Genomic DNA, 13,536 nt, shown 5'->3' with positions numbered 1-13,536 from the left:
GCGATGCAGACCCCATCGCGCGTGAGGTGTTATAGACAAGCGATTGCAGTGATTGGAAACAATGGCATCACGAAAGTCAGCTCCGCGTTCATCGAGGCAGCCCAAAGCGACGAAGACTGCGGCACGCGGTTCCGCCCGATCCCGCCAGAACACCAAAGCTAAATCAACGGCTCCCCAGCAGAACATGGTGAGCAAGGTTGTTCTGGGTGCCTGGTTGGCGTGCGCCCACATCGTGGGCGCCGCTGTGCGCCGCGTGGGTGCCCTGCGCACCGATTTAGCCCCCGAAGACCGCAGGGATGGGGGAGCGCTGCTGATTCTGCTCTTTGGCTTCATCACCGCTTTGGTGGAATGGTGGGCGCTACGCACCGTTGATACCTACCGATGGTTTGAAGCCCCTATTAACGCGTGGCACGTGATGGTGGGCGGCACCTTCGGCCACGGTGCCCTGCTGATTCCAATCTTTGCCTTCATTTTCGCCTGGCGCATCTTTAGACATCCGCTAGAGATTGGGGCTAATAACCGCATTGCTGTTGGTCTTTTCATCATGCTGGTCGCCGGGTCAATGCTCGCCGCTAAACTCGCTGGCTTTCCCGCCCTCGTCCGTGGTCGTGGTTTTGAGGACGTATGGGCTGGGGGCGGCATTATTGGGTTGCTTATGGCTAACCCTCTCTCTCGCCTCGTGGGCGGTATTTCAATCTTTGAATGGCTGGTTACCGCGGCTGTTTTTGCGCTGGGTCTTTTGATCGCAACTAAAACTCCGTTGCGCATGATTGGGCCTCGGCTGGTACACCTGATGAGCATCATGCTTGGCGAGGCACCCTCAAAACCCGAAAAAGCCCATGAAGAGCAGGAACTGCACCGCGAGGAATCGCATGACCGTTCTTACCTCTACGATGAATCTACACCAGCAGCGCCCGCGCCCCGTAAGGGAATTTTAGCGTGGTTGGGCTTTGGCAACGGCAGCTCTGCTAGTCGCCGTCTTGATAGCTACGAGGGCGATGAAGCTTTCGACACTGCGCTCTTGCACCCTGACGAGCCTGTGTCAGATACCGCTCCTCTGCAACGTGTCAACCGAGATTTTGATGTTGAGCCACCCGCTCCTCGACGCCCCAAGAAAAACAAGAAAAAAGCTGAACCCACCCTCTTTGACCAGGGCGAGTGGTCGGACGCGCCCGCTCAGCGTTTGGAGAAGGTCCGTCAAGCTGCGGTAGATAGTGGACGAGCCCAGCAAACCCAAACCCCGGATCTTTTTGATTACACTGACGAGCTCGACAAGCCGTCAGGTTCACCCCGCGCTGAACCGACGACAGAAGAAAAAACACAACCGCGCACTCAGACGGTGCCGGCGGCTGCTCCGCAGCGATCAGCCCCAGCGTCTGCATCTGCGGCGTCGCGTCCGCCTGTAGCTCAACCTACAAACCCTGCAACGAGCAAAACCACTGCGACAGAGAAGCCAAAAGCGCCTACGAATATCGCCAATCACACGGTACCTGCAACGACCGAGCAACCGCGCGGCAGTATCAGCGTGGAGTCATCGGCAGGTAACTACGATCTACCGTCTGAGACCCTGCTCGAAGCGGGTCCTCCCGCCAAAGAATCATCTGAGGTCAATGAGCAGGTGGTGGAATCTCTTACCGAGGTACTCAACCAGTTCAACGTTGATGCAGCTGTCACCGGCTTCTCCCGCGGTCCTACCGTCACCCGCTACGAGATTGAGCTCGGCCCTGGCACCAAGGTAGAGCGAGTCACCGCACTGAGTAAAAACATCTCCTACGCTGTTGCTTCAGCAGATGTTCGTATTCTCTCGCCGATTCCCGGAAAATCCGCTATCGGCATCGAGATTCCTAACACCGATCGCGAAACCGTGGCACTCGGTGATGTACTGCGTTCCCCTCAGGCACATACCAACGAACACCCCATGGTCATGGGCGTGGGCAAAGACGTCGAGGGCGGTTTCGTACTCGCCAACTTGGCGAAGATGCCTCACATGCTGGTGGCGGGTGCAACCGGTGCCGGTAAATCATCGTTTGTGAACTCGATGATTACCTCAATCCTGATGCGCTCAACCCCCGATCAGGTGCGTCTGGTCATGGTAGACCCCAAGCGCGTTGAACTCACCGCTTATGAGGGTATTCCACACTTGATTACCCCCATCATCACCAGCCCCAAGAAAGCCGCTGAGGCACTGCAGTGGGTAGTGCGTGAGATGGACGCGCGTTACGACGATCTGGCACACTACGGCTACAAACACATCGACGATTTTAATAAAGCCGTCAAAGCTGGCAAGATTCAGCCCGAACCCGGCAGCAAACGCCAGATTAAGGCTTACCCCTACCTTTTGGTGATTGTTGATGAGCTTGCCGACTTGATGATGGTTGCCCCGCGCGATGTTGAAGAATCTATTGTGCGTATTACCCAGCTAGCGCGAGCTGCCGGTATTCACCTGGTTCTTGCAACCCAGCGTCCCTCTGTTGACGTGGTAACGGGTCTGATTAAAGCCAACGTGCCTTCTCGCATGGCGTTTGCGACCTCATCTGTTACCGACTCTCGTGTTGTTCTTGACCAGCCGGGTGCAGAGAAACTCATTGGTCAGGGCGATGCGCTGTTCCTGCCCATGGGCGCTTCTAAACCCATGCGTGTTCAGGGCGCATGGGTGGGTGAATCTGAAATTCACGAAATCGTGGAACACGTCAAAACCCAGATGCCGGTTTCATACCGCGACGATGTCATTGCCGCTGCTCCCAAGAAGCAGATTGACGATGATATCGGAGACGACCTTGACGTTCTGTTGCAGGCAGCTGAACTGATCGTTACCACCCAGTTCGGCTCAACGTCTATGCTTCAGCGTAAACTCCGCGTGGGCTTTGCTAAAGCAGGGCGCCTGATGGACCTGTTGGAATCTAGAGAAATTGTGGGCCCCTCAGAAGGGTCTAAGGCACGCGACGTGCTGGTTCAGCCCGATGACCTTCCCACCGTCCTAGCACGCCTACGCGGTGAAGAGCCTCCCGCAGCTGAACCTACCGACCTAGTCGCTGATTCTCTCGACGCTATGGGCGAACCTGCTGTTGACTACTTCGACGACGCTGAAGATCCCACCGGTGAGGACGCCTGGAACCTCACCGGTAGATAAAACACTGACGGAGCTACCTGGACTACTGACGGCGGTGGCGTACTGTAAAGAAAAAGACAGTACGCCACCGCCACCTGCGAAAGGCATAAAAGTGACAACCCCCGTGAACCCCACCGCGTCAAACTGGAACCTCCCCAACGCGCTGACCGCGCTACGCATCCTGATGGTTCCACTGTTCATCTGGCTTCTCTGGCTGGGAGGTACCTACGGCGAAACCAACATGAGTATGCGCTGGTGGGCAGTAGCAGTGTTCATACTGGCAATGATTACCGACTGGCTGGACGGCTCCATCGCACGCTCGCGTAACCTTATTACCAGCTTCGGTAAGATTGCTGATCCCATCGCTGACAAACTACTCACCGGCGCAGCCTTTGTTCTGCTGTCGATGCTGGGTGAGCTGTGGTGGTGGGTTACTATTGTCATTCTGGTGCGTGAGTGGGGCATCACCGTGATGCGTCTTTTCATCATTAAGTACGGGGTAATGGCAGCTTCGAAGGGTGGCAAACTCAAAACTGTTTTGCAGACGGTGGCTCTAGTGCTGATGCTGTTGCCGCTGGCGTCCTTGGGCGCTTGGGCGCTATGGCTCGGTTGGCTGGTCATGGCAGCAGTCGTTATCGTCACTGTGGTAACCGGTATGGATTACGTGATTAAGGCTATGCAGCTGCGCCGTGACTACTTCACGTCTCAGAACAAATAACACAGACAGGAGCGAATCGAATCATGAGCTCACGGGGTTATTCTCTAGCGCAACGGGTCATCGAAACTGCCAAGACGCGAGGTGTTCAGCTCGCAACGGCTGAGTCGCTGACCGCCGGGTTAGTTGGGGCAACTCTGTGCGATGTCCCCGGTGCCTCAGCTGTATATCGTGGTGGTGTGATTTCTTACAGTAGCGATGTGAAGGCCGGGGTTTTGGGTGTGTCTGCCCAGCTGCTGAAAACTCAGGGGGCAGTAGACTCTGAGGTAGTTCGCTCCATGGCGCAGGGCGCGGCACGCGTTTGCGAGGCAGACTGCGCTGTTGCAACCACGGGTGCTGCTGGTCCTGAGCCTGCCGATGGCAAACCCGTGGGTACAGTATTTATTGGTATATTTTGTGCTGGCGAGACCTATGCGTATGAGAAAAAATATGAGGGCAACAGGCAAGAGATTCGTCAGGCAACGGTAGAGGACGTACTGGCTCATCTCTTAGCGCATCTCGAGAAACTGTCGGTGGGCACCTGAATATAGTACGCCTGTCTCAGTGCGCTGAATGAACTTTGTATGAACAAGGTACATCTTCTACCAGCTTTTGCTCAGCTTCTCGTCAGAAAATTCTGCGGTAAACCGGGAACAAACTCCCAGCTTCATGCGTTGAAATAGTCATAACGCAATGAGTGAAGCGTGGGGGCGTCCCACGAAACACAGTGCATACTGCTCAAAAATGCGTTAGGCTGTTGAGTAGAACACAAAGGAGCGCTCATTAGAAGAAAGAGCGCGATGATCACTGAAGGAAAAAGACTCTCATGTCGAAGCAACCAGTATCAGTAAACGGCGTCGTTCGATGGAAGGACGTTGACCAATCAGAGGCAGCTGCACCTACCACTTCTGCTCCCAAAACTATTCTCCTGCGCCACGCTATCGGTGAAGTGTTGCGCGATGTTCGCCAGCGTCAGAGTCGCACCCTGCGCGAAGTTTCACACAGTGCTCGCGTATCTCTGGGGTACCTCTCAGAAGTAGAACGCGGACAGAAAGAAGCATCATCTGAGCTTCTGGCGTCAATCTGCGAGGCGCTCGATATTTCACTGTCGCAGATGCTGCGCGAAGTATCAGACCGCATGGCACCTGAGACCGGCTTTACTGTGCCTGACACCGTACCTGCTGAATTCTCAGATCAGTTCAAGCGTGAGTACGGCATCGCTGCAACCTCAAGCAAGGATATTCCTCAGGACGCTCACTCCTTGAGCGTTGCCCGCTAAGGTCTAGATCTCAGAAAAGCCCCGCACTTGGTGAAGTGCGGGGCACTTTTATATAGAGCGTTCACTTCTTGTGAGGGGGCAGACATGTATCAGATGATGATTGAGAGTAAACTCAAGACACATGAAGCTGAGTGAGTTCTGGTTTTTGATGGGGCATGAGTTCGGTGAGGGGTATGCCCGGGTGCTTGCCCGCGATTTAGTGCTGGGGCAGTGTGGTGACTTCACCGCAGAGGAAGCGCTTCGGCAGGGGTTTAACCCGGCAGAGGTGTGGCGGGCAGTATGTCAGGTGCAGGAAATACCGGAGGAACGCTGGTGGGGGCCTGATATCGCTCCGAAGCGATAGGCTCACCACCAATCTTTTCGTAAATATATTCTAGGTATTCGAATCTACCCGTGTAACTAGAAAATATGTTCGAAAATCTGGTAGAGTTGTTTCCACAATCGGTCAAAACGGTCGAAAAATGAGCAAGTTATCCACAGATTTGCTCAAACGGTCCTAAATTGTCAGCCGGTACCGCTACCGTGGTGACTATAGAAAACACGAAGTCTGAACCGCTGAAGTTCAGGCGCACCACGAGATCACACCATGAAAGAAGGCAAAACATGGCAGCTAAAGCACGTGCTAACACTTCAGTGAGCCAGGTTCCGGCATCAGACCGCGAAAAGGCGCTCGAAGGCGTCCTCGCACAAATCGACAAGAACTACGGCAAAGGCGCTGTCATGCGTCTGGGCGACAAAGAAGCTGTCAAGGTCGAGACCATCTCAACCGGTGCTCTCTCCCTAGACGCTGCACTCGGCATTGGCGGTTTGCCCCGCGGCCGCGTGATTGAGGTCTATGGCCCTGAATCATCAGGTAAAACCACTGTTGCTCTGCACGCCGTTGCTAGCGTTCAAAAAGCGGGTGGCATTGCAGCTTTCATCGACGCTGAGCACGCTCTTGACCCCATTTACGCAGCTAAGCTAGGCGTCGATACCGACTCACTGCTGGTATCTCAGCCCGATACCGGTGAGCAGGCGTTGGAAATCATGGATATGCTCGTCGGCTCAGGCTCAGTGGACATCATCGTCGTTGATTCCGTTGCCGCACTCGTTCCCCGCGCCGAAATTGAAGGCGAAATGGGTGACTCACACGTGGGTCTGCAAGCTCGCCTCATGTCACAGGCACTGCGTAAGATTACCGGTCGCCTCGCTCAGACCAACACCACCGCCATCTTCATCAACCAGCTGCGCGAAAAGATCGGTGTTTTCTTCGGTTCACCCGAGACCACTACCGGTGGTAAAGCACTGAAGTTCTACGCATCGGTTCGTATTGATATTCGCCGTATTGAAACTCTCAAAGACGGTGCAAACCCGATTGGTAACCGCACCCGTGCCAAGATCGTGAAGAACAAGATGGCACCGCCCTTCAAGCAGGCAGAATTCGACATTCTCTATGGTGAAGGCATTTCCATTGAGGGCGGTATCATCGATATGGGCGTTGAAAACGGCATCGTCAAGAAGTCAGGTGCATGGTTTACTTACGAAGGCGATCAGCTGGGGCAGGGTAAAGAAAACGCCCGCCGCTTCCTCAAAGACAATCCCGAGCTTGCTGAGGAAATCCAGTACAAGACTCTCGTGAAGCTGGGAATCATTGAGGACGAAAACGCGGACGCTCCTGATGGAGTAGATGCAGATGGAGTCATCACCGACGACGCTATTGATCCCCTAGGAGATTTGCCCGAAAACTTCTAACTCGGCACGCGGGTTATCACAGTGTTGCTACCTGCGGTTTTCGTTGGTAGCAACACTTTTTTTGCGTTGAAACAAGTCAGTAGTCTCTTACCTTTTACAATGGCTAAGCACCGTGAGTATATAAATGGAGGAGGTGCCCTAGAACATGATGGTAAGCAACCCAGCTAACGATTATCCTGACTGGCACCCCGCATCTACCGGCGCCCAAGAAGAAAAGCCGGGGGAGGGTATCCGTCCAAGCGCTAACACTGTGGGACGCCAATATACTGGCGAAAACGCACCGTTTTCTGAATCTTCCAAGAGCGATAGGCGCATGGAAGAGGAAGCGTCTAGTCGTAACCGTTCAGGACGGCAACACAGCAGGAACCCGAACACTCAACGCAAAAAAGGGTTTCGTAAACCACCGGCTAAGTACCTGCAGAATTCCCCTTTCGCCCCGGCTTTCGGCGCTGCGCCAGAGCTTGAGGACGAGAAGAAAGGATCACATAAACCGGCTAAGACAACTCAGTTTCGCCCCGAAAGCAGACTTGCCCAGCCTGATACTGAAGAAGATTTGGCGCTATACGCCCTGCACGGGGTAGGGACGCCCGACGAAGCCAAAAAGCCCTGGCGCAGGGGGGCTGCCCATGAGCCTGAGAGCGAATTTACCAAAGCTAAAAATATTGTGCTCAACCAGTTGGCAGCTAGCGCTAAGTCAAGGGTGATGCTTGAGAAGAAACTCCGAGACAAAGAAATTAGCGAAGAAACCATCGTTGATGTTCTCGATAGATTTGAAGCAGCCAAACTCATAAATGATCAAGAGTTCGCTCAGATGTACGTTCGGGAAAAAGTGACTTTCAAAAAGCTATCACGCTCAGCAATAGCCCGCGAGCTCAAAAGTAAAGGGGTCGCTGAGGAGCACGTTGCTGAAGCTCTTGAGCAGCGCAGCGAAGAGGACGAACGCAGCGACGCTCACCAGCTGGTTGCCAAAAAAATGCGACCTTCTATGGACTTTTCAGATCGGAAAGAAAAAGAAAAGATTATGCGCCGGCTGGTGGGTATGCTGGCACGCAAGGGCTATCCGCCCTCTATGGCTTTTAGCGTGGTCAGCGAAGAAATTGAGAACTACGTGCAGGAGAATGGCGGCAGATCAGCAGAATCTGAGGAGTATTACTTCTAACATACCCCGCTTGCGAGCTAGAGATTGCGGTGCTCTAAGACCCGCTGTATCAGTGCGGACGCATCCGGGTAGTGTTGCGCTACGCGGGCGGCGGTGTGCGTGAGTAGCTGACGGTGTGTATCGGTTAGGTCGTGGGCGGTGAAACCTGTAAGTTCCAAGACCATGCCTGCCATAACCATCATCTGTTCGCTTAGATGTAAGTCAGTATCGAAACCAGCTTCCAAATCGTGCTGAGCTGCTAGGGCGTAGAGCCGCCGGCAGGCGTCCTGCCATAGCGCCCTTTCTACCAGCGGTAAATAGTCGCGGTGATATGGGGAGAGAGGGAACCCCAGCAACATATCGGCAACCGGTAAAAAGGCGTGATGAATAGCAGCTCCCTCCGCGTCAAAAGCACGCACCTCTGCGTCAGCGACCGCTATATTGTGCGGAGAAAAATCTCCGTGCGAAAGTACAGTGTGCATGGAAAAAGCGGGTACCGTATTGATCTCAAGAGTGCATTCCACAGACTCAGCCAGTGGTACTCCAGCAATGGCAGCCAAACGCCGCCACCCCTTGATACCTAAACGGGGGCTGGTGAGTGACCCCGGTGATGTCGCCTGGGGGTCAAGCTCCTTCACCGCTGCTTGGAACTCTATGTGCCAGGTGTCATCTTGAGCATAGATATCCTCAAAAAATTTCAGATAGGCATCAAGACCAGCCTCTATTTCGCCCTTGGTCAGTAGGGCATGAACGGAACGAAAATTCCCTAAATCCTCAGTAACAGTCACCCGCTTTAAAGGGTCAGAACCCAACAGCGAGCTAAAGAGTTTAGGTGCCCAATAGTTAAAAGTCGGCAGCGAACAGACCTCGCGAATGTACCCGAACCCGCCGGAATTGGTTGCAGAATCCTTGCGCCTGTAGTGCTTGGCAATAACCGAAAACGTGTGCCTGGAACCTTGTGGACTAGAATCAGCACCAAAAGCAAAGACACAACGAACCACCACCGAACGCATACCAGCTGAAAGGATCTCAAGGTGCTCTAGCGCGTCCTGCTCAATATTGCAGACACCAGCTGCCACCGAAACCAGGGCATCAAGAAGAGAAGCAAATTTGGGAGTATCAACGGGGGAGTCCGCCGGTTGGGGCTGATAACGAGAGCACGCCGCATCGTACAGCCCCTGGCAGTGTGGTGAACGTGGCGTATTATTCATGGAGCACATTATGCCTTATCGAGTAGTCTTGTAAGGTGACTTTGAACTTAGATGAAACTCAGACCCCCGCAGTAACTGCCAACAGCGCCCGCACCTACGAGGTACGCACGTTCGGTTGCCAGATGAACGTGCACGATTCCGAGCGCATGAGCGGTTTGTTGGAATCTAACGGTTACCTTCCGGTAGAAGAAGGGCAGACTCCTGACCTTGTAGTGTTCAATACCTGCGCTGTGCGTGAAAATGCCTCGAACAAGCTGTACGGCAATCTGGGGATGTTGGCTCCCACCAAGCGTGAGAACGAAGGCATGCAGATTGCTGTAGGCGGATGCCTGGCGCAGAAAGATCAGGACGCCATCATCAAGCGTGCTCCCTGGGTTGATGTTGTCTTTGGCACTCACAATATTGGTTCTTTGCCTGCCCTCTTAGAACGCGCTCGCCACAACAATGAGGCACAGGCTGAGTTGCTGGAATCACTGGAGGTTTTCCCCTCCACGCTGCCGACCAAGCGTGATCACGTCTACTCGGGCTGGGTTTCAATTTCGGTGGGCTGTAACAACACCTGTACCTTCTGCATCGTGCCCTCACTACGCGGTAAAGAGAAAGACCGCCGTCCCGGAGATATTCTGGCTGAAGTTCAGGCTCTAGTCGACGACGGTGCTATTGAGGTGACCCTGCTGGGTCAGAACGTGAACTCGTACGGCGTTGAATTCGGCGACCGTCAGGCCTTTTCTAAGCTGTTGCGTGCCTGCGGTGAGATTGAGGGGTTGGAGCGCGTCCGCTTCACCTCCCCTCACCCGGCAATGTTTACCGACGACGTGATTGATGCGATGGCTGAGACTCCCAACGTGATGCCGGTGCTGCACATGCCCCTGCAATCGGGTTCTGACAAGGTGCTTAAAGATATGCGCCGTTCCTACCGTTCCAAGAAATTCTTGGGTATCCTCGAAAAGGTGCGCGAGAAAATGCCGGACGCGGCTATCACCACCGATATTATTGTGGGCTTCCCCGGTGAGACCGAAGAGGATTTCCAAGAAACCATGCGCGTGGTTGAAGAAGCCCGCTTTTCAACCGCTTTCACCTTCCAATACTCCATTCGCCCCGGCACTCCTGCCGCTGAGTTTGAGAACCAGGTTCCCAAAGAAGTTGTGCAGGAACGCTTCGAGCGTCTGACCGTTTTGCAGGATCGCATTGCAGCTGAAGAAAACCGTAAGCAGATGGGTAAAACGGTTGAGCTGATGGTGGTAGCAGAATCTGGTCGTAAGGCAGAGCAGACCCACCGTCTTTCGGGTCGTACTCAGGATATGCGTCTGGTTCACTTCTCCATTCCGGCAGGTTGCGAGACTCCGCGCCCCGGAGATTTGGTGACTCTACCCATCACCGAAGCCGGTTCCTTCCACCTGATTTCTGACCCCACCGCTGAGCAGTATGCTGTGCGTCGTTCCCGCGCGGGCGATGCGTGGGACCGCGCCCAGGCAGATTCTTGCGGTACCGGTATCACTCAGGTACCCGGCGCGCCAGTATCACTGGGCTTCCCCACCTTACGTAAGTAATGAACACGCTACCGGTCATCTCTGTGGTGGGGCCTACGGGGTCCGGCAAATCAGATCTTGCCATTGAACTGGCACTGGAGCTTGGCGGCGAATGTATCAACGCCGATTCGATGCAGTTTTACAGAGGCATGGATATCGGTACAGCCAAAGTCACCAGTAAGCAGATGAAGGGCGTACCCCATCACCTACTTGACATTATGGATGTACGCGATGAAGCCTCCGTTGCCACCTTCCAAGCTCAGGCGCGTGCCCTCTGCGAGGAGGTGCGCGCTCGCGGGCATTACCCGATTCTGGTGGGTGGTTCAGGTTTGTATGTTCGTGCTGTTCTTGATGTGCTGGAGTTCCCCGAGACTGACCCGGCGGTGCGCGTCCGCCTTGAAGAGGAACTTGCGACGAGCGGACGCGGCGTTTTGCTTGCCCGGTTGGCTGAGGTTGATCCGGAGTCAGCTTCGCGAGTTAAGGATGATCGCCGTTTAGTGCGTGCCCTTGAGGTGTATGAGGTGACGGGGCGAACCTTTACCTCGTTTATGCCTCGTCGTGAGTACGTCACCGAGACCGTGCAGATTGGGCTTAACGGCGACAGAGCGCAGCTGCACGAGCGTTTGCACCGTCGCGTTGAGCTCATGGACGCGCTCGGTCTGCTCGATGAGGTGAGCTCCCTCGAAAAACGCGGGTTGCGTGAAGGCAAAACAGCCTCGCGTGCCATCGGCTACCGGGAGTACTTGCGTCTGCTGGACGCCCAACGCGGTGTTCCTGAAGCAACCGGTTATACCCGCGAGCAAGCTATCGAAGACACCGTGACCGCTACACGCCAGTTTGCCCGCCGCCAGATTACCTGGTTCAACGCTGATGACCGGGTGAACTGGTTAGACTGGGCTGATGCTGACCTCCGTGCTCAGGCGCTGGCGCGTGTGCATAAAAGCGAACAGTAGAAAGAATCTTCTGAACCTTGGACAAGTAGCGCCGTGGTATCGCGGAAGAACTCTATAAGGGCTGAAATACCATAAAAATAAGCGTGGGTTGTTACGGCAGCTGGCGCTCTCTCGGCTGTGAACCGGGGCTTCATGGTTCAATAGGTAGAAGAACATTTGCTGGTCGCACGAGATAAAAGGATCATCATGACTGAACAAGAACGCTGGGGTGAACTTTCCGGTATTCCCCTGACCAAGGGGCAGGGTACCGGTAATGATTTTGTGTTTGTAACCGATGAGCATGGTGCGCTGTCGTTGGATCCTGAATTGGTGGCACGTGTATGCGACCGCCACTTTGGTATTGGCGCTGACGGTTTCATTCGTGCTATCAAAACCTCAGAGCTCGCTGAGGGCAAGTATCTGCTCGATGAAGCTGAAGATGCCGAGTGGTTCATGGACTACCGCAATGCCGACGGTTCTATCTCGGAGATGTGCGGCAACGGGGTGCGCGCTTTCATCGAGTACCTGATCACCCAGAAATTACTCATTCTTGAAGAAGGCGAGCATGTTCGCATTGGCACTCGCGCCGGCATCAAGACGGTGGCGCGGATTGATAACGGGTATGCCGTAGATATGGGCCCTTGGAGCTTTATTGACGGTGATTCTGCCCGCGATAATGGGCACGACGCGATGGTGACCGCCCGAGGGCTTAAGACCCCGCGTCCTGCTGTCTCTATTTCGATGGGCAACCCCCACACTGTGGTTGCTCTGGGTACTGAGGGCAAACTAGAAGGCTTGGGGTTGGAGACCGCGCCGAAGGTGACCCCTGTTCCACCGGAGGGCACTAACGTTGAGTTTGTGGTGCCCGAAGAAATTGAAGAAACAGAGGCTGAAACCGGTGAAGCTAATGTGGGTGCGATTCGCATGCGAGTGTACGAACGCGGCGTGGGGGAGACTCTCTCATGCGGTACCGGTGCGTGTGCCGCTGCCGCTGCCGTCCGCTTCTGGGGTGGAGATGAAGCTCCGGACGAGTGGCTGGTTCATGTGCCCGGTGGTACCCTGGCAGTGACCTTCGTGCTGGGTCCCGATAATCTAGAGCATGTAGTGCTGGCAGGGCCGGCAGAAATGACCGGCAAGGTTACCCTGGGCTAGATACCCATAACGGCTAGATCGCTGTTTGTAAAGATCCCGGTGCATCGTAACGGCGCATCGGGATCTTTTGCACAGTTGGTGTAAGCACTATGACTTAGGCTGTACGTTCAACACGCAAAATTCTGAAGCCTTTAGACGTGGTATGGCGCTCCACAATAAACTGATTGCCGAGTTCATTAAACAGCCACTTTTGCAAAGTATCTGCACCGAGGTTCTTCTGAACCACTAGGTAGGCCTCGCCGCCGACTGTCAAGCGGGGCAACCAGGTGCGCATAATATCGTGCAGCACATCTTTGCCGACGCGAATGGGCGGGTTTGACCAGATAAGGTCAAATTCTAGGGTAGCATCAACATCTTCGGGGGCGGATGCGTGTAGGTTGGTTGCCCCCAGCCGCTCGGCGTTAGTTGCGGTGAGTTGCAGGGAGCGTGTATTTACATCAACGGCGTAGACCTGAGATTCGGTAGATTCTAACGCCATCGTGAGCGCGATAGGCCCCCAACCGCAACCGATATCCAGCAGGTTCTTACCGGTTGCTGGGGGTACTTCTGCTAACAGCACGGCTGTTCCTTTGTCGATACCGCCGGGGGAGAAAATACCCGGTGCCGTGACCACGGTGTGCTCGGCACCCGCTAGACGCACTTTAAGGTGTTTGGGAACGAAGTCGGTATCGGGATTTGATGAAAAATAGTGCTGGTTGACCATAACCACGATTCTACGTGGTTGGCTGAGATAAAGGGAAAAGAGGACCAACTTAGCCCTG

At 54.6% G+C, this 13,536-nt stretch carries 12 protein-coding genes; 10 read left to right on the top strand and 2 right to left on the bottom strand.

The genetic code is table 11. The features are described from left to right. Positions 1-61: 61 nt before the first annotated feature. From JR346_RS07445 to JR346_RS10405, 7 genes are all read left to right on the top strand, one after another. Positions 62-3,130, top strand: coding sequence for a DNA translocase FtsK (locus tag JR346_RS07445; RefSeq protein WP_205482116.1), 3,069 nt, complete (start codon positions 62-64; stop codon positions 3,128-3,130). A gap of 91 nt (positions 3,131-3,221) precedes the next feature. Next, the gene (gene pgsA / locus JR346_RS07440) at positions 3,222-3,827 is read left to right on the top strand and encodes a CDP-diacylglycerol--glycerol-3-phosphate 3-phosphatidyltransferase (protein WP_255521866.1); all 606 of its coding nucleotides are present in this window, start codon (positions 3,222-3,224) and stop codon (positions 3,825-3,827) included. 23 nt (positions 3,828-3,850) lie between these two features. After that, positions 3,851-4,348, top strand: a complete 498-nt coding sequence (locus JR346_RS07435) for a CinA family protein (protein WP_205482115.1) — start codon at positions 3,851-3,853, stop codon at positions 4,346-4,348. A 281-nt stretch (positions 4,349-4,629) separates the two neighbouring features. Further along, positions 4,630-5,082, top strand: a complete 453-nt coding sequence (locus tag JR346_RS07430) for a helix-turn-helix domain-containing protein (RefSeq protein ID WP_204877276.1) — start codon at positions 4,630-4,632, stop codon at positions 5,080-5,082. A gap of 121 nt (positions 5,083-5,203) precedes the next feature. Next, complete coding sequence (locus JR346_RS07425; protein ID WP_205482114.1) at positions 5,204-5,425, top strand: DUF3046 domain-containing protein; 222 nt, start codon at positions 5,204-5,206, stop codon at positions 5,423-5,425. A gap of 260 nt (positions 5,426-5,685) precedes the next feature. Beyond that, complete coding sequence (recA, locus tag JR346_RS07420) at positions 5,686-6,813, top strand: recombinase RecA (protein WP_205482113.1); 1,128 nt, start codon at positions 5,686-5,688, stop codon at positions 6,811-6,813. A gap of 145 nt (positions 6,814-6,958) precedes the next feature. Continuing rightward, positions 6,959-7,972 carry a regulatory protein RecX gene (locus JR346_RS10405; protein ID WP_240333909.1) on the top strand — a complete coding sequence of 338 codons (1,014 nt, stop codon included), beginning with the start codon at positions 6,959-6,961 and terminating at the stop codon, positions 7,970-7,972. A 17-nt stretch (positions 7,973-7,989) separates the two neighbouring features. Here the strand turns inward: JR346_RS10405 and JR346_RS07410 are convergent, their stop codons facing one another. Further along, entirely contained in the window at positions 7,990-9,162 is a 1,173-nt protein-coding gene (locus JR346_RS07410; RefSeq protein WP_205482112.1) for a hypothetical protein, read from the bottom strand. 41 nt (positions 9,163-9,203) lie between these two features. Here JR346_RS07410 and miaB point away from each other — a divergent pair, with 41 nt between their 5' ends. From miaB to dapF, 3 genes are all read left to right on the top strand, one after another. Beyond that, a complete protein-coding gene (miaB, locus tag JR346_RS07405; protein WP_239478803.1) occupies positions 9,204-10,712 on the top strand; it encodes a tRNA (N6-isopentenyl adenosine(37)-C2)-methylthiotransferase MiaB in 1,509 nt (502 codons plus the stop codon). Next, positions 10,712-11,644, top strand: coding sequence for a tRNA (adenosine(37)-N6)-dimethylallyltransferase MiaA (miaA, locus tag JR346_RS07400; protein WP_204877271.1), 933 nt, complete (start codon positions 10,712-10,714; stop codon positions 11,642-11,644). Before miaB ends, miaA begins: the two co-directional genes overlap by 1 nt. A gap of 186 nt (positions 11,645-11,830) precedes the next feature. After that, complete coding sequence (gene dapF / locus JR346_RS07395) at positions 11,831-12,775, top strand: diaminopimelate epimerase (RefSeq protein WP_204877270.1); 945 nt, start codon at positions 11,831-11,833, stop codon at positions 12,773-12,775. Positions 12,776-12,869: 94 nt separating this feature from the next. On the opposite strand, the gene JR346_RS07390 is transcribed toward dapF, so the two are convergent. Continuing rightward, positions 12,870-13,478 (bottom strand): class I SAM-dependent methyltransferase, encoded by a 609-nt coding sequence (locus tag JR346_RS07390; RefSeq protein ID WP_204877269.1) that lies wholly within the window; start codon positions 13,476-13,478, stop codon positions 12,870-12,872. Positions 13,479-13,536 lie beyond the last annotated feature (58 nt).

It is taken from the genome of Rothia sp. ZJ932 (assembly GCF_016924835.1).
In the GTDB taxonomy this organism is placed as follows: domain Bacteria; phylum Actinomycetota; class Actinomycetes; order Actinomycetales; family Micrococcaceae; genus Rothia.
This window is presented reverse-complemented; position numbering and strand designations above follow the sequence as displayed.